The 14,969-nt window shown below is 71.8% G+C and carries 12 protein-coding genes; 2 read left to right on the top strand and 10 right to left on the bottom strand.

Annotation, left to right across the window (positions count from 1 at the left end; translation table 11 throughout):
- Nucleotides 1–65 precede the first annotated feature (65 nt).
- The 5 genes from RWH43_RS03550 to RWH43_RS03530 form a co-directional block, all read right to left on the bottom strand.
- On the bottom strand, nucleotides 66–1,169 hold the full coding sequence (locus RWH43_RS03550) for an ABC transporter ATP-binding protein (protein ID WP_144829893.1): 1,104 nt from the start codon (nucleotides 1,167–1,169) through the stop codon (nucleotides 66–68).
- Nucleotides 1,166–1,975 carry an ABC transporter permease gene (locus RWH43_RS03545; RefSeq protein ID WP_316000677.1) on the bottom strand — a complete coding sequence of 270 codons (810 nt, stop codon included), beginning with the start codon at nucleotides 1,973–1,975 and terminating at the stop codon, nucleotides 1,166–1,168. Before RWH43_RS03545 ends, RWH43_RS03550 begins: the two co-directional genes overlap by 4 nt.
- Nucleotides 1,972–2,889, bottom strand: coding sequence for an ABC transporter permease (locus RWH43_RS03540; RefSeq protein WP_437127377.1), 918 nt, complete (start codon nucleotides 2,887–2,889; stop codon nucleotides 1,972–1,974). The genes RWH43_RS03545 and RWH43_RS03540 overlap by 4 nt, the downstream gene beginning before the upstream one ends.
- On the bottom strand, nucleotides 2,886–4,025 hold the full coding sequence (locus tag RWH43_RS03535; RefSeq protein ID WP_144829887.1) for an ABC transporter substrate-binding protein: 1,140 nt from the start codon (nucleotides 4,023–4,025) through the stop codon (nucleotides 2,886–2,888). Before RWH43_RS03535 ends, RWH43_RS03540 begins: the two co-directional genes overlap by 4 nt.
- A gap of 165 nt (nucleotides 4,026–4,190) precedes the next feature.
- Complete coding sequence (locus RWH43_RS03530; protein WP_316000676.1) at nucleotides 4,191–4,913, bottom strand: LysR family substrate-binding domain-containing protein; 723 nt, start codon at nucleotides 4,911–4,913, stop codon at nucleotides 4,191–4,193.
- Between the two features lie 34 nt (nucleotides 4,914–4,947).
- Here RWH43_RS03530 and RWH43_RS03525 point away from each other — a divergent pair, with 34 nt between their 5' ends.
- Nucleotides 4,948–5,337 (top strand): DUF1304 domain-containing protein, encoded by a 390-nt coding sequence (locus RWH43_RS03525; RefSeq protein WP_154096214.1) that lies wholly within the window; start codon nucleotides 4,948–4,950, stop codon nucleotides 5,335–5,337.
- Between the two features lie 148 nt (nucleotides 5,338–5,485).
- Here RWH43_RS03525 and RWH43_RS03520 read toward each other — a convergent pair whose 3' ends face one another.
- The 5 genes from RWH43_RS03520 to RWH43_RS03500 all read right to left on the bottom strand — a co-directional run bounded on the left by RWH43_RS03520 (nucleotide 5,486) and on the right by RWH43_RS03500 (nucleotide 14,182).
- On the bottom strand, nucleotides 5,486–5,893 hold the full coding sequence (locus RWH43_RS03520) for a transferase (protein WP_144829878.1): 408 nt from the start codon (nucleotides 5,891–5,893) through the stop codon (nucleotides 5,486–5,488).
- A 241-nt stretch (nucleotides 5,894–6,134) separates the two neighbouring features.
- On the bottom strand, nucleotides 6,135–6,911 hold the full coding sequence (locus tag RWH43_RS03515; protein WP_144829875.1) for a DNA-formamidopyrimidine glycosylase family protein: 777 nt from the start codon (nucleotides 6,909–6,911) through the stop codon (nucleotides 6,135–6,137).
- A gap of 44 nt (nucleotides 6,912–6,955) precedes the next feature.
- Nucleotides 6,956–11,647 carry an ATP-dependent helicase gene (locus RWH43_RS03510; RefSeq protein ID WP_316000675.1) on the bottom strand — a complete coding sequence of 1,564 codons (4,692 nt, stop codon included), beginning with the start codon at nucleotides 11,645–11,647 and terminating at the stop codon, nucleotides 6,956–6,958.
- Nucleotides 11,648–11,716: 69 nt separating this feature from the next.
- Nucleotides 11,717–13,312, bottom strand: coding sequence for an ABC-F family ATP-binding cassette domain-containing protein (locus RWH43_RS03505; protein ID WP_316000674.1), 1,596 nt, complete (start codon nucleotides 13,310–13,312; stop codon nucleotides 11,717–11,719).
- Between the two features lie 201 nt (nucleotides 13,313–13,513).
- Nucleotides 13,514–14,182, bottom strand: a complete 669-nt coding sequence (locus RWH43_RS03500; RefSeq protein ID WP_144829865.1) for an alpha/beta hydrolase — start codon at nucleotides 14,180–14,182, stop codon at nucleotides 13,514–13,516.
- Nucleotides 14,183–14,325: 143 nt separating this feature from the next.
- On the opposite strand from RWH43_RS03500, the gene RWH43_RS03495 reads away from it, so the two are divergent.
- Nucleotides 14,326–14,940, top strand: a complete 615-nt coding sequence (locus RWH43_RS03495; RefSeq protein WP_144829862.1) for an NUDIX hydrolase family protein — start codon at nucleotides 14,326–14,328, stop codon at nucleotides 14,938–14,940.
- Nucleotides 14,941–14,969 lie beyond the last annotated feature (29 nt).

The following is a 14,969-nucleotide window of genomic DNA, read 5'->3' as shown; positions in this document are numbered from 1 at the left end:
CGTTCATGCGCGGGGTGCCCGAGCCGGCGGGGCGGCGAGGGGGCGGATGCCGAGGGCTCGGGGCGTCAGCCGGCGACGGGCCGCGTGAGCACGGCGATGTCGTCGAGGCGCACGCGCACGCGAGCCCCGACCGCCAGCCCGAGGTCGGCGCCGTGCTGCACGTGCACGTGGGAGCCCTCGGCGGTCGCCACCAGCGAGCGGCGGATGCTGCCGAGGAACGTGGTCTGCTCCACCACGGCATCCGTCCCTTCCTCGCCCGCGCCGACGAGCCGAACGTTCTCGGGGCGCACGAACACCTCGCAGGGTCCCTCGTCGGCCGCGGCGAGCAGCGGGAGGCGTCGACCCCACACCTCGACCGTGGCGCCCGTGACGACACCGGGCACGAGGCTCGACGACCCGACGAAGGCGGCGACCTCGGCGTTCGCGGGGCGCGTGTAGAGCTCTTCGGGGCTGCCGACCTGCAGGATGCGGCCGGCGCCCATCACGGCGACGCGGTCGGACACGGCCAGCGCCTCCTCCTGGTCGTGCGTGACGAAGACGGTCGTGGTGCCCAGGCGCTGCTGGATGCGGCGGATCTCGTCGCGCAGCTGCACGCGCACCTTGGCGTCGAGCGCCGACAGCGGTTCGTCGAGCAGCAGCACGCGCGGCTCGGTCACCAGGGCCCGCGCGAGCGCCACGCGCTGCTGCTGACCGCCCGACATCTGATGCGCGTACCGATCGGCGAGGTGGCCGAGGCCCACGAGGTCGAGCGCGTCGCCCGCGCGGCGGCGGGCTTCTGCCGTGCCCACGCCACGACGACGGAGGCCGAACGCCGTGTTCTCGAGCGCGCGCAGGTGGGGGAACAGCGAGTACGACTGGAACACCATGCCGATGTCGCGCTTGTTCGTCGGCACACCCGAGACATCGCGACCGCCGATGCGCACCTCGCCCGCGCTGGCCTGCTCGAGTCCCGCGAGCACCCGCAGGGCCGTCGTCTTGCCGCAGCCCGAGGGCCCGAGCAGCGACACGAACTCGCCGGGCGCGACGTCGAGGTCGACGCCGTGCAGCACGCGCGTGGAGCCGTAGTCCTTCACGACCCCGCGCAGCTCGACGCCCGAGCTCGCGCTCGGCGCAAGCGCGGTCGCTGCGGTGTCAGGGAGGGCGCGGGCGGGGGTGTCGGCGGTGGTCATGAGGTCTTCCTTCCGGGACCGGCGCCGATGCGTCCGACGCGGCCGATGATGAGCAGCAGCACGAACGCGAACGCCAGGGCGAGCAGGGTGAAGAGCGCCGCGACGTAGCCGTCCTGCTTGTTGACCACGACGAGCGCGGTCTGCAGCGTCTGGCGGTTCAGCAGCGAGGCGACCGTGAACTCGCCCAGCACGACCGCGACCGAGATGAGAGCGGCCGCGAGCAGACCCTGCCGCAGGTTGGGCACGATGACGCGCAGCAGCACCGAGCCCCAGCCGGCGCCCAGCGTGCGGGCCGCTTCGGACAGGGTCGTGATGTCGATCGCGTCGATCGACGCCTGGATCGAGCGGTAGGCGAAGGGCAGCACCAGGATGCCGTAGGCGAAGGCGAGCGTCCACGCTCCGGTGCCGAGCGTGCGTCCGATCTGCAGATAGATCGGCGTGAGCCCCACCACCAGCACGATGGCGGGGATCGAGATCGGCAGGAGGGCGACGAACTCGAACACCCGCCGGAGCCGCGGGAAGGCCAGCGCGACGAGCACGAGGGTCGGGGTGAAGAGCCCGAGCACGAGGGCGACCGTGACTGCGGCGAGGATCAGGGAGTTGCCCAGCCCCGTCCAGATCGGGCGGTACTTCGCGGCGTTGGCCGGATCGAAGATGCCCGCCCAGCGATCGAACGACAGTCCCGAACCGCCGGGCAGCGGCGTGAGGGTGAACAGCGCGGTCGCGGCGAAAGGCACGGCGAAGGCGAGGCCGACGACGACCGCGATGATCCAGCGCGCGGTGCGCGGGGGAGCGAGCGGGTTCACGCCTGCCACCTCGCCGCACGGCGCTGGATGAGCGCGTAGACCACCATGACCCCGGCCACCACGACGATCATGCCGAGCGCGAGCGCCCCCGCGAGGTTCTCGCGCCCGAGCACGGTCTCGCTGGTCAGGGCGGTGCGGATCTGCAGGGGCACGATCTGCGACCCCTGGCTCGCGAGGGCCGCGGCGGTCGCGTACGACGAGAACGCGTTCGCGAACAGCAGCAGCAGGCTCGCGAGGAACGATGGGGCGAGCACGGGGATGCCGACGTGACGCCAGAACCCGCCGCGCGTGCCGCCCAGCGTCAGGTGCGCCTCGACCCACTGCGGCTTGAGGGCGGCGAGGGCGGGCATGAACGTCAGCACCATGAGCGGGATCTGGAACACGAGGTAGGCCACGACGACCCCGGGCAGGTCGTAGAGCCACACGCCGTTCTCGTACAGCGAGATGCCGGTGAGCTGACGCAGCATCACCGTCACCACCCCCTGCGCACCGATCGCCGCGATGAGCACGAAGGCGAGCATCACGCCGCCGAACTGCGCGAGCACTCCGGATGCCGCGTCGACGGCGGTCCGCACGGCTCCGGTCTCGGCGAGCCCGAGCAGGGCCCAGCACACCAGGGCCCCGACGACGGAGCCGATCACCGCGGTCACGAGCGACACCCACGCGGAGTTGGCGAACGTCGACAGCACGAGCGGATCGCCGAGCGCGGCGACGTTGTCGAGGGTGAAGGCGCCGCCTCGACCGACGAAGCCCGAGCCCACCGCGAGCACGGTGGGCAGGGCGAGGAAGAGCAGCACGTACGCGGCGAAGGGGACGAGCCCGAGCCACGCCCAGCTCCGACGCGCCGCGCCCCGCGACGCCGGAGCGGGCTGCTCCGACGCCGCGGGGACGACGACCTGGTCGAGAACGGTCACTGGACCGCCGTCGCCCACTTCTGTCCGAGGGTCTCGCCGGCGGTGGTCGACTGAGCCTCGGTCGGCACGACGGTGTCGCTCGGCGCCGTGGGCAGTGCCGCGGCGAGCGTCTTGTCGATCGTGCCCGCCGAGGTCATGGCCTCCATGCGCGCGGGGCGGGCGCCGCCCTTGAGCCACAGGTTCTGCACCTCGTCGCTGTAGAGGAACTCCTGCCACAGGCGCGCGGCGGCCGGGTGCGGGGCGTCCTTGTTGATCGCCTGGTTGTAGTAGCCGGCGTATCCGGTGCCCGGCAGGACCACGGTCTTCCACGTCGGCACGGCCGACGCCTGCGCGGCGTTCAGGTAGTCCCAGTCGAAGACCACGGGGGTCTCACCGCTGGCGATCGTGGCGTCGGTGGGATCGACCTTGAGGAAGTTGCCGGCCTTGTTGAGCTCGCCGAAGAACTCGATGCCGGGGGTGAAGTCGTCGAGCGTGCCGTCGTTCTGCACGGTCGCAAGGCCCACCGCGGCGAAGGCCGAACCCGCCTGCGTCGGGTCACCGTTGATCGCCACGGCGCCCTTGTAGGCCGGCTTCAGCAGGTCGCTGAGCTGGGTGGGCGCGGGGAAGCGCGCGGAGTCGTAGCCGATCGACATGTACCCGCCGTAGTCGCCGACGAACAGACCCGACGACTCCTTCAGCGCATCGGGGATCTCGTCGAAGGTCTGCACCTTGTACGCGGCGAATGTGTCGGTGTTCTGCAGGGCCACGGCGAGGCCGAGGTCGAACACGTCGGGCGCGGTGTCGAGACCCTCGTTGGCGGTCGCGGCCTGGATCTCCTCGGCGCTCGAGACGTCGGGCGACTGCTCGTTGATCGTGATCTCGGGGTAGCGCTGGGCGAACAGGTCGAGGATCTCGCCGTAGTTGGCCCACGTGCGCGGCAGCGCGATCACGTTGAGCTGGCCCTCGGCCTTGGCCGCGGTCTCGAGGTCGGCGAGGGTGCCGAAGGCGGCGACGCTGGTCGCGGTCTTCGCGTCGACGCCGCCGTCGGCGGAGGAGTCGGCGCTGCCGCCCGCGCAGCCGGCGAGCGTGAGCGCCGCGGCCGTGACGAGGGCGAGTCCGGCGACGGTGCGGCCGGCGGAAAGGCTCGGGAATGACATGGTTTCCTCTCGGGTCTCTCGGGAGGGGTGACCGGAACGGCCGACGTGAGACGGAGGAAAGCTACGAGCGCGGCGTGACCGGCGGGGACGCGACGGGTGAATTCGATTCGTCCTGCGGGCGAACGAATCGCGCCCCGGGGCGTTTTTCTGCGGGCAGGCGAAGCGTCAGCGCGACGAGCGCGCGGTGCGCCCGCGCACGATGCCCACGAACTCCTCCACGTCGGGCGTCGTCCGCTCGCGCAGCCAGGCGAGGGCGACGGTCGAGACCGGTCCGTCGCGGAGCACGCGGTACTCCACGTCGCGCCGCTGGTGAGCCCGGGCGAGCGACATCGGCACCACCGCGATTCCGACCCCCGCGGCGACGGTCGCGATCGCCTCGGCGGTGTCGGAAGGTGGCGCGAAGCTCGGGGCCACGGCATCCGGAATCTCGAGATGCAGCACATCGTCGGCCGGAGTGATCTGGATCTCACCGGCCAGGTCGGCCAGATCCACCTCGTCGGCCGCGGTCAGGTGCGATTCCGTCGACATGACGACCACCGGCTGCTCCTCGTAGAGCGCGATGACGTGAAGATCGTCGGATGCCGCCAGCGGCAGACGAACCAGAGCGGCGTCGACCTCGTCGAGGGCGGCCACCTGCGTCTCGACCGCGATCTCGCGCAGTTCGAGGGCGACCCGCGGCATCCGCTCGCGCCACAGACCGATCCACTTGCCGGGAGTGGCGCCCGGGATCGCGCCGAGCACGAAGGTGCGCGGCGCTTCGCGCGGAGGCCGCGGGGCGGGCTTCGGCTTCGCCTTCGGGGCGGAAACCCGCTTCGCGGGTGCGGCTTTCGAACCCGGTGCCCGACGGGGGGTTCCGCCGCGACCTCGTGACCCGCTGCCGTTCGCCATGTCCCCAGGCTATCCGCGACGCTAACGTGGGGGCATGATCGGCATCCTGGCACTTGTCTTCGCCGGCCTCGCGGCCTTGCTCCACGTGTACATCTTCGTGCTCGAGAGCGTTCGATGGACTCAGCCCAAGACGTGGCGCACCTTCGGGATCGCCGACCAGCAGGCGGCCGACATCACCAAGCCGATGGCCTACAACCAGGGCTTCTACAACCTGTTCCTCGCCATCGGCGCGTTCGTCGGAATCGTGTTCTGGCTGGTGAACGGCATCGGCGACGTGGCCGGACGCACGCTGCTGATTTTCTCGCTGGGCTCGATGGTGGCCGCCGCGCTCGTGCTCGTGACCTCGGGCCGCAAGTACCTGCGCCCCGCATCGATCCAGGGCACTCTGCCGCTGATCGGACTCGTGCTGGCGATCTTCGCCTGACGCTGCGGGGTACCGCCTGCGCTCGCAGAATCGAGCGGGCACGGCGGGATCGCCTCTCGCGGGATCCGGGCAGGCGGCGACCCCGAACAAACGAAAACCCGCACGCTCCGAAGAGTCGTGCGGGTCGTTTGTGCCCGACGGGCGGTGCTCACGCCGCCAGGCGCAGGCCCCGTCGGTCGGTGGCGACGGCTTCCCCGTCGTTGATGATCTCGTCGTCGCCGATGAGCGAACCCACCGCGATGCGAGCGTTGTGACCCACCTGGGTGCGGACGCCGATGTGCGCGCCTGCGCCGATCACGGCACCCGCGCAGATGTGGGCGTGAGGCTCGATGCGCGCTTCCGGGCCGATGACGGCGTCGGATTCGATCCACGCGCCGCGACCGACACGAACACCCGCGGCGATCTGCACGCCGGGTTCGACGTAGGCGCCGTTCTCCACCAGCGCCGACGGGTGGACCTTCGCGCCGTGCGCGACGAGTCCGCGACCATTGACGTGCTTGCGGTAACGCAGCATCTCGCCGTGGTCGTTTTCGATGTCGATGTAGTTCTTTCCCACGATCCCCTCCGGTCGGCTCTCGGGTCCGCCGACATGTATGACAACGGGTCGGGAATGCCCTTCATTCCCTCTGACGGTTGTTCGTCGCCCCCTCGCCGATCGGTTTCCTCGATGTCGAGAGAACGTCGGCGTGGCCCGTTCGCGTCGTTGTCCCTACGTTCTCGCACGTCGTGCCGAGCGCGACGGACGGGTTGACACGGAGAGGCGGAAGACTCGTCGGCGCGGGGGAGAGGGGCGGTGCTCAACCGGGCTGGCAGGTGGGACACCAGAAGACGTTGCGTTCGCTGGTGGCCGAGGCCCCGAGCGTCGTGGCGCGGATCGGCGTGCCGCACCGACGGCATGGCGCCCCCTCGCGCCCGTAGACCCAGAAGCGGCGCCCCGGCCGGCTGTCGCCGGTGAAGGTGCGCTCGGGTCGCGGCAGGTTCGCGCGGATCATGCGCTCGCCGAGGGCGATCGTCGCCTGCGCGTCGATCTCGGTCGCGGGGGTCGTCGGTGCGATGCCTCGGACGAACAGCAGCTCGTTCGCGTAGACGTTTCCGAACCCGGCGACGTTGCGCTGGTCGAGCAGAGCGACGTGCGCGGCGCGGGTGTCGGCGGCGACGCGCCGCACGGCTTCCGCCTCATCCCAATCGTCGGCCAGGAGGTCGGGGCCCAGGTGTCCGATGACGGTGTGCTCGTCGCTGGTGCGCAGCACCTCGACCATGGCGAGGTCGAACCCGACGGCGTCGGCGCCGGTGACGCCGACGATCGCGCGGGCCTTGAACGCCGGGCGACGCCAGCGTTCGCCCGGGCGGTAGACGTCCCACCGGCCCTCCATCTTCAGGTGCGAGTGAAGGGTGTATCCGCCGATGCGGTGCAGCAGATGCTTGCCGCGCGCGGCGACCTCGTGCACCGTCTCGCCGCGGAGGTCGGCCGTCGCACTCCCCGGAACGCGGATGTCGAAGCGGGTCACCACCTTGCCGGTGAGCGCGGCCGACAGTTTGGCCGCGGCGCGGTAGACGGTGTCACCCTCGGGCACAAGTGACTCCGTCGTTTCGGGGGGCGGGGGCCGCAGGCGACTGCTCAGGCACGCGCGGCCTCTCGCAGGGTGTCTCCCGCGGTGACCTTACGCAGCGTCAGGCCCTTGGGCGACTCGACGAAGCCCGCCTCGCGCAGGGCTCGGCCGACGGCGGTGCCGTAGACGAACTCGCCGTTGACCTGCTCGACGGTCAGGGTGTCGAGGCGCCGCTTCTTCGCCGTCTCGGCGAGGTGGCGCCCGGCCGCCTGGAGTCGCGCTTCGTCATCGGTGAAGGCGAGGGCGCTGCGGCCTCCGCGTTCGAGGTACAGCGTCAACTCGCCGTCGACGAGCACCACGAGGCCTCCGGCCTTGCGCCCGGGTCGATGAGTGACACCTTCGATCGCGGGCCATCCGAGGGCGGCACCGTAGGGGTTGGCCGGATCGGTGGCGGCGAGCGTGACCGCCCGGAGCGGGGGCGGATCGGCGACGGCCGCGAACTCGCGCAGACGATCGACGGTCGCCGACGCGGCGAACTGCGCGGCGCCGAGCTTCTCGATGACGTAGCCGCGGCGGCAGTGACCGGCCTCTTCGAACCCGGCGAGGATGCGGTACACCTGCGCGAACCCGCCGGGCACGCCCTCCGACTGCACGGCCCCGCGCGTGACGACGCCGTAGCGGTCGAGCAGCAGGCTCGCCGTCGCGGTCGCGCGGGCTGCGGCATCCGCCTCCCGCTCCGGGAGGAGCGACCAGCGCCCGCCGAGCGAGGGAGGACGGGGAGCGGAGGTCGCGCGCGGGATGGACGCGCCGCGGTACATGCGGGCGCGCGGGGGACGGCGGGCCACCCGGTGCGACTGCCCTCCACCGCTGAGCAGGGTGCGGACGGGGGCGAAGGTGTCGTTGGTGACGCGTCCGGCCCACGTGAGCGCCCACAGCGCGTCGTTGACCGACTGCTCGTTCTCGGCTCCCGCCAGCTGCCGCAGCTGTGCCGAGAAGTACGCGCCTCCGCCCGCGAGCGCCGCGAGCACGCGCGTCTCGAGCGAGTCGGGCGCCGGGTCGTCGGCGTCTTCGGGGTCTTGCAGAGTGAAGGGCGCCGCTTCGGCGGGATGCAGCGCGATCCACCCGTCGCGGCCGGGAAGGGTGCCGTGCCCCGACCACACGACCTCACCCGTCGCGGTCAGTTCGTCGAGCATCGCGGGGGTGTAGTCGGCCACGCGTGACGGCAGGACGAGCGACTCCCACGCGCTGGCGGGGATGGGAACGCCGGCCAGTTGCTCGACCACGGCGAGCACCCCGTCCACTCCTTCGAGAGGGCGGCCCAGGTGCTGCCACACCGGGAGGAAGCGGGCGTACGCCGCCGGTGAGACGGGCTCGACGCTGCCGCGGATCGCCGCGAGGGAGCGCATGCGCAACCGACGCAGCACCTCGGCGTCGCACCACTCCATCTCGTCGCCGCGTCCGGAATCACCGGCCCCCGAGCCCGCCGAGGAGGCGGGAAGGAAGAACCCGCTCGAGAGGCGTCCCTGCGATTCGAGGCGCTGCAGAGTGAGTCGCGCGACCGCGATGCCGACGCCCAGGCGCTGCGCGACGGCATCCGTCGTGAAGGGGGCGTGCGTGCGCGCGAAGCGGGCGACCAGGTCGCCGAGCGGATCGGCGAGCGGCTCGAGGAAGGCGTTCGGGATGCCGACGGGAAGGGCGGCACCGAGCGCGTCGCGCAGTCGACCGGCGTCTTCGATCCCCGCGACCCGGGGGATGCCCGCGATGGTCACGCGGATCGCGCGACGGTCGTCGACCAAGGCCGCGAGATGGCTCTCGGCCTCGGCGAGGGCGTCGCCCTCGGTGTCGAGGCGGTGCGCGACCTCGCTCGCATCGAGCGGGCCGAGGATACGGAGCAGGTCGGCGACGCCCTCGACGCCCCGGGCCTTGCGGTCGGGGTCGAGGCGCTGGGCCTCGCGCTCGAACTGCGCGATGACGTCGGGGTCGAGCAGCTCGCGCATCTCGACCTTGCCGAGCAGTTCGCTCAGCAGCGCCGGGTCGACCGACAGCGCCGCGGCGCGACGCTCGGCGAGCGGGGAGTCGCCCTCGTACATGAAGGCCCCGACGTAGCCGAAGAGCAGATCGCGGGCGTAGGGCGAGGGCTGCGACGTGGTGATCTCGACGAGGCGGATGCGGCGTTCGCCGATCTGCCGGGTCAGTCGCAGCAGGGAGGGCAGGTCATAGACGTCTTGCAGGACTTCGCGCAGCGTCTCGAGGATGATCGGGAACGCGGGGTGCCGCTTCGCCACCTCGAGCAGCTGGGCGGAGCGCTGCCGCTGCTGCCAGAGCGGCGACCGCCGGTTGGGGTTGAGTCGCGGCAGCAGAAGGGCGCGCGCGGCGCACTCGCGGAACCGCGAAGCGAACAGCGCGGAACCGCCCACCTCGTCGGTGACGATCTGCTCGAGCTCGTCGGCCTCGAAGACGAACAGGTCGGCGCCGGGTGGCTCGGCCGCGGCATCGGGCACCCGGGCGATGATGCCGTCGTCGCTCGCGACGGCTGCGCCCTCGACGCCGAGACGCTCGCGGATACGCGCGTTGACGGCGAGAGCCCACGGGGCGTGCACCTGCATGCCGTACGGGGAATGCAGGATGATGCGCCAGTCGCCGACCTCGTCGCGGCTGCGCTCGACGGTCAGCGTCTTGTCGGTGGGGAGGCTCCCTGTGGCCTCGCGTTGCTCGGCCAGATACGCCAGCAGGTTGGTGATGGCGTTGTCGTCGAGGCCCGACTCGCGCAGGCGCTCTTCGGCTTTGCCTCGGTCGAGGCCCGCGACGTCGCGCGAGAACTTTCCGAGAGCCTCGCCGAGTTCGGCCGGCCGGCCGATGCCGTCACCGTGCCAGAACGGGAGCTTGCCGGGCTGGCCGAAGGCGGGCAGCACGTTGACGCGGTCGTGGGTGATCTCGACGATGCGCCAGCTCGTGGTGCCGAGGGTGAAGACGTCGTTGACGCGCGATTCGTAGACCATCTCTTCGTCGAGCTCGCCGACGCGCGCGTTCTGCGACTCTCCCGCGACGAAGACGCCGAACAGGCCGCGGTCGGGGATGGTGCCGCCGCTGGTGACAGCGACGCGCTGTGCTCCGGGTCGACCCGTGAGGGTGCCGGCGTCGCGGTCCCAGACCAGGCGGGGGCGCAGCTCGGCGAACTCGTCGGAGGGGTAGCGGCCGGCCAGGAGATCGAGGGTGGCCTCGTACGCCGAGCGGGGGAGCGAGCGGAACGGCGCGCTGCGCTTGACCGTGTCGAACCACTCCTCGACGTCGATCGCACCGAGCGCCGAGGCGGCGACGGTCTGCTGGGCGAGGATGTCGAGCGGGTTCTGGGGCACCGAGATCGCCTCGATCTGCCCGGCGAGCATGCGCTCGGTGACCACGGCGGTGTGCAGCACGTCGCTGCGGTGCTTGGGGAAGAGCGCCGCCCGGCTGACCTCGCCGACCTGGTGGCCGGCACGTCCGATGCGCTGCAGGCCGGAGGCAGCGCTCGGCGGCGACTCGACCTGGATCACGAGGTCGACCGCGCCCATGTCGATGCCGAGCTCGAGGCTGCTGGTCGCGACGACGCACCGCAGCACGCCCGACTTCAATTCGTCTTCGACCTGGGCGCGCTGTTCTTTCGACACCGAGCCGTGGTGCGCCTTGGCGAGGATCGCGGCGACGCCGGCCGACGAGCCCGCCTGCGCCATGGTCGCCGCGGGAACGGTCGGGTCGGGCACGTCGATGCCCTGCCGTTCGGCGTAGATCTCGTTCAGTCGACCCGTCAGGCGCTCGGCCAGGCGACGCGAGTTGGCGAACACGATCGTCGAGCGTCGTTGGAGGATACGGTCGACGATCGCTTCTTCGACGTGCGGCCAGACCGACCCGGCCATCTCGGTGCTCTCGGGGCGCTCCGAGAACCACTCGCCGTCGACGGCCTCGTCGGGGGCCGGCGAGCCCGGGGGTGGCGGCGGGTTGAGCATGTCGTCGATCGGCACCACGACCGAGAGGTCGTAGGCCTTGGTCGCCCGCGGGGCGACGATGTCGACCGGCTGCGCCCCACCCAGGAACCGCGCTACCTCGTCGATGGGACGCACGGTGGCCGAGAGGCCGATGCGCTGGGCGGGCTTGTCGAGCAGGGCGTCGAGGCGCTCGAGGCTCACCGCCAGGTGCGCGCCGCGCTTGGTGGCCGCGACCGCGTGCACCTCGTCGATGATCACCGTGTGCACGCCGCGCAGCGTCTCGGCCGCCTGGCTCGTGAGCATCAGGTAGAGCGACTCGGGCGTGGTGATGAGGATGTCGGGAGGCGCGGTCACGAGCTTGCGGCGGTCGCTCGAACTCGTGTCGCCCGAGCGTACGCCCACCGTCACCGAGGGCACCTCGATGCCGAGACGGCGTGCCGACTGCCCGATCCCGACGAGCGGTGAGCGGAGGTTGCGCTCGACGTCGACGCCCAGGGCCTTCAGCGGTGAGATGTAGAGGATGCGCGTGGTGGTCGGCGGCGCTTTCGGGGCAGCGCTCTTGCCGCGGCGTGCGGGAGCGGCATCCGGAACCTCGGGGCCCTTCTCGCGGAACACCCGGTCGATCGCGAAGAGGAAGGCCGACAGCGTCTTGCCGGAACCCGTGGGTGCGACCACGAGCGCGTTGCGGCCGGACGACACGGATTCCCACGCGCCCTTCTGCGCATTGGTCGGCGCCGAGAAGGCGCCACGGAACCAGTCCTGCGTCGCAGGACCGAATCTCTCCAACACGTCGGCCATGCCGACATCCTCTCCCGGACCTCCGACATCGGGTCGGGGTTGACGTTCGCCCGCCGCGGAAACGCCCGCTTAGACCGGCTCCTCGCGGAGCCTCCCCTCCCGCAGCTCGAGCCGCAGGTCGAGTCCGAGCCGCGCGAGGAAGGCGTCGTCGTGACTCACGACGAGCACGGCCCCGCGATACGCCTGGAGCGCGGCGACGAGCTGGTCGACGGTGTCGAGGTCGAGGTTGTTCGTCGGTTCGTCGAGCACGAGCAGCTGCGGGGGCGGATCCGCCAGCAGCACGCGGGCGAGAGCGACGCGGAAGCGCTCGCCGCCCGACAGCGACCCGAGCGGTCGGCTGACCGCGTCGCCGCGCACGAGGAACCGCGCCAGTCGATCGCGCACGAGCGGAACGGGAACGCTCGGCGCCGCCGCGCACACCGTATCGAGGACGGATGCCGTGTCGTCGAGGCCGTCGAGGCGCTGCGGCAGGTAGCCGACGTGCGCGACGCTCGCACGGGCGTGGATCGGTCCCTCCGCGGCCACGGTGTGGACGAGGTTCTCGAGAAGGGTCGTCTTCCCCGCGCCGTTGCGCCCCACGACGGCGACGCGCTCGCGGCCCGTGACGATCCACTCCCGCTCCCCGTCGCCGAGCGACATGACCCGCCGCCCGGCCGCGTTGCCCGGATCGGGCAGGTCGATGCGCACCACGTCGTCATCGCGCACACGGGCGGACGCCTCGCTCAGCGCCGCGCGCGCGGCATCCTCCTTCCCCTTCATCTCGGTGCTCAACCGGCCCGCGCTCACCTGGGCCGCGTCGGCTCGGGCTCCCGCGAGGATCTTGGGGACCCGCTTCTCGACCTGCGCCTTGTGCGCGACGCGCGATCGCGTGGCGAGCTTGTCGTACGACTCGATGCGCTGCCGGCGCTCACGCCGCAGGGACTGGGCCGCGTCGCGCTCGGCGCGGACGGCGGCCTCCTGCTCCGCGTCGCGGTGGGCGCGCCAGGCGCTGTACGGACCGCCGACCACATCGAGAGTGTGGTCGTACAGCTCGGCGGTGGCATCCATCAGCTCCAGCAGGCCGATGTCGTGACTGACGACGATCAGCGTGCCGGACCACCCCCGTACGAGGCCGCTCACGCGCGCCCGCGCATCGCGGTCGAGATCGTTCGTCGGCTCGTCGAGGAGTGTGATGTCGGCCGAGCGGGCGCGGAGCCCGACGAGGGCGGCCATCATCGTCTCGCCGCCCGAGAGCTCGCCGACCGTTCGATCGAGGGCTTCGGGCGGCAGACCCGCCTCGGCGAGCAGGGCATGAGCGCGCGCCTCCACGTCCCAGTCGTCGCCGACGGCGTCGAAGCGGTGCGGTGCGACATCGCCCGACTCGATCGCGCGGAGTGCGGTGAGAGCCGTTTCGACGCCGAGAAGGGCGGCGACGGGGCGATGCGGGTCGGCGGCGAGGCGTTGAGGGAGCATCGCGACCTCACCGGACGCCGAGACCGTGCCGGACGTGGGGGCGAGCTGCCCCGCAGCCACCCGGAGGAGTGTGGATTTGCCGGCGCCATTGCGACCGACGAGTCCGGTACGGCCGACCCCGATCACCCCCGAGATCTCGTCGAGGGCGACGGTTCCGTCGGGCCACACGAGGCGCACGCGGTCGAAAACGAGGGAAGAAGGAAGAGATGACAAGACGGAACTCCGATGACGCGGGGTGCGCGGACACCGGACCCGTCCGCATCAGCGGAGGGATGCCGAGAAGACGGCGGGTCGACGGATCAGCGCGCGGACAGGGGCGCGGAAGCGTCGACGTTCTTCACCGGAGGAGACCTCGTTCTCGGGGACAGGAGCATTCACGATAGCCCACACTCGTGCTGCGCGTCACCCCTGGGATCAGCTCGCGTCGGTACCGGCGCGGTCGGCCAGCCGTTCGTCGAGGAAAGCGCGCACGTCGTCGAGCTCGTCCTGCGAGATCGAATGCGTGAGACCCGGGTACACCCGGCCGCGGAGGTCGCTGTGAGCGGGCAGCCACTGCGATGTCGCGTCGACCAGAGGCGTCGGGATGACGTCGTCGGCGGCCCCGCGGCCCCAGAACACCGGTGGGCGTCGTTCGCCGAGCACGGCGTCGCCGGGCAGCTCTCCGCCCGCGGCGTACCCCGCCAGCACGACCGCGAACTGCACGGCATCCGGATCCGCCCGGAGGGTCTGCAGGGCGACGGCACCGCCCTGCGAGAAACCGAGGAGTCCGACGGGGGCGTCACCCACGGCGTCGTGGATCCAGGCGAGCACCGCCTCGGCGGCGCGGGTGACCGCGTCGGGATCACGACCGTCGAGACCCTCGATCGGGTACCACGACGCGCCCGGCATGGGCCAGGGTGGCGAGAGCGGTGCGCGCAGGCTCGCGATCACGAAGGCCTCGGGCAGATACGGCACCAGACCGAACAGGTCGTGTTCGTCGGACCCGTAACCGTGCAGCAACAGCAGGACCGGCCGGCCGCCGCGCTCTTCGGGCGGCACCGACCACCGCACGACGGACGGGTCGAGGGGGGACTCAACGCTCATGCGGCCATTGTGGCAAGGGCCTCCGACTTCGACCGCATCGCGGTCGAAGATCTGCTCCGGCGCGCGGCCCGCGGACGGTACCGTTCCGGTCTCCGTGGGCCGGACACGCGGCACCCGGGCCGGTCGGTTGATATACAGGGAGCATGCCCGTGCGCACTCCCGATCCCGAACCCGGTGACAACGGCGATGAGCGCGAGTCGCTCGGAGCCTCCTTCTCGGGTGCCCCCGCGGCGCCCAACTCCAATCCGGGGTGGCTGAGCGAGGTCGAACTCGCCGAGGCGCGGCGACGCCTGCCGATGCTCTACGTCGAGGCGCTGCCTGTGCGCACCGACGGCATGGGCGCCGTCACCCAGGTCGGCATCCTGCTGCGGGCGACGCCCCTCGGCGAGATGACCCGCACCCTCGTCTCGGGCCGCGTCCGCTACGGCGAGACGGTCCGCGACGCACTCTTCCGCCACCTCGAGAACGACCTCGGACCGATGGCGTTCCCGCTGCTCCCGCCTTCGCCGACCCCCTTCACGGTCGCCGAGTACTTCCCCCTCCCCGGGGTCAGCGCGTTCCACGACGACCGCCAGCACGCCGTGGCGCTCGCCTTCGTCGTCCCCGTCACGGGCACGTGCGAACCGCGCCAGGACGCGCTCGAGGTCACCTGGCTCTCGCCCGAGGAAGCGGCATCCGACGCCCTGTCCGATGAGATGGAGGGCGGCCGCGGCACCCTCATCCGTCAGGCGCTCGCCTCGGTCGGCGCCCTGCGCTGACCCCGGGCCGGGCTCGCGCGCCCGGATCA

Origin of the sequence: Microbacterium algihabitans (genome assembly GCF_032464975.1) — a bacterium.
GTDB lineage: Bacteria > Actinomycetota > Actinomycetes > Actinomycetales > Microbacteriaceae > Microbacterium > Microbacterium algihabitans.
Note: the sequence above shows the minus strand (reverse complement) of the source record. Positions and strands in the feature narration are given on the sequence as shown.

Coding starts and splice junctions, on each gene's coding strand:
- RWH43_RS03550 (WP_144829893.1), bottom strand. CDS start 1,169: ATGACCACCGCCGACACCCCCGCCCGCGCCCTCCCTGACACCGCAGCG.
- RWH43_RS03535 (WP_144829887.1), bottom strand. CDS start 4,025: ATGTCATTCCCGAGCCTTTCCGCCGGCCGCACCGTCGCCGGACTCGCC.
- RWH43_RS03530 (WP_316000676.1), bottom strand. CDS start 4,913: ATGGCGAACGGCAGCGGGTCACGAGGTCGCGGCGGAACCCCCCGTCGG.
- RWH43_RS03525 (WP_154096214.1), top strand. CDS start 4,948: ATGATCGGCATCCTGGCACTTGTCTTCGCCGGCCTCGCGGCCTTGCTC.
- RWH43_RS03510 (WP_316000675.1), bottom strand. CDS start 11,647: ATGGCCGACGTGTTGGAGAGATTCGGTCCTGCGACGCAGGACTGGTTC.
- RWH43_RS03500 (WP_144829865.1), bottom strand. CDS start 14,182: ATGAGCGTTGAGTCCCCCCTCGACCCGTCCGTCGTGCGGTGGTCGGTG.
- RWH43_RS03495 (WP_144829862.1), top strand. CDS start 14,326: ATGCCCGTGCGCACTCCCGATCCCGAACCCGGTGACAACGGCGATGAG.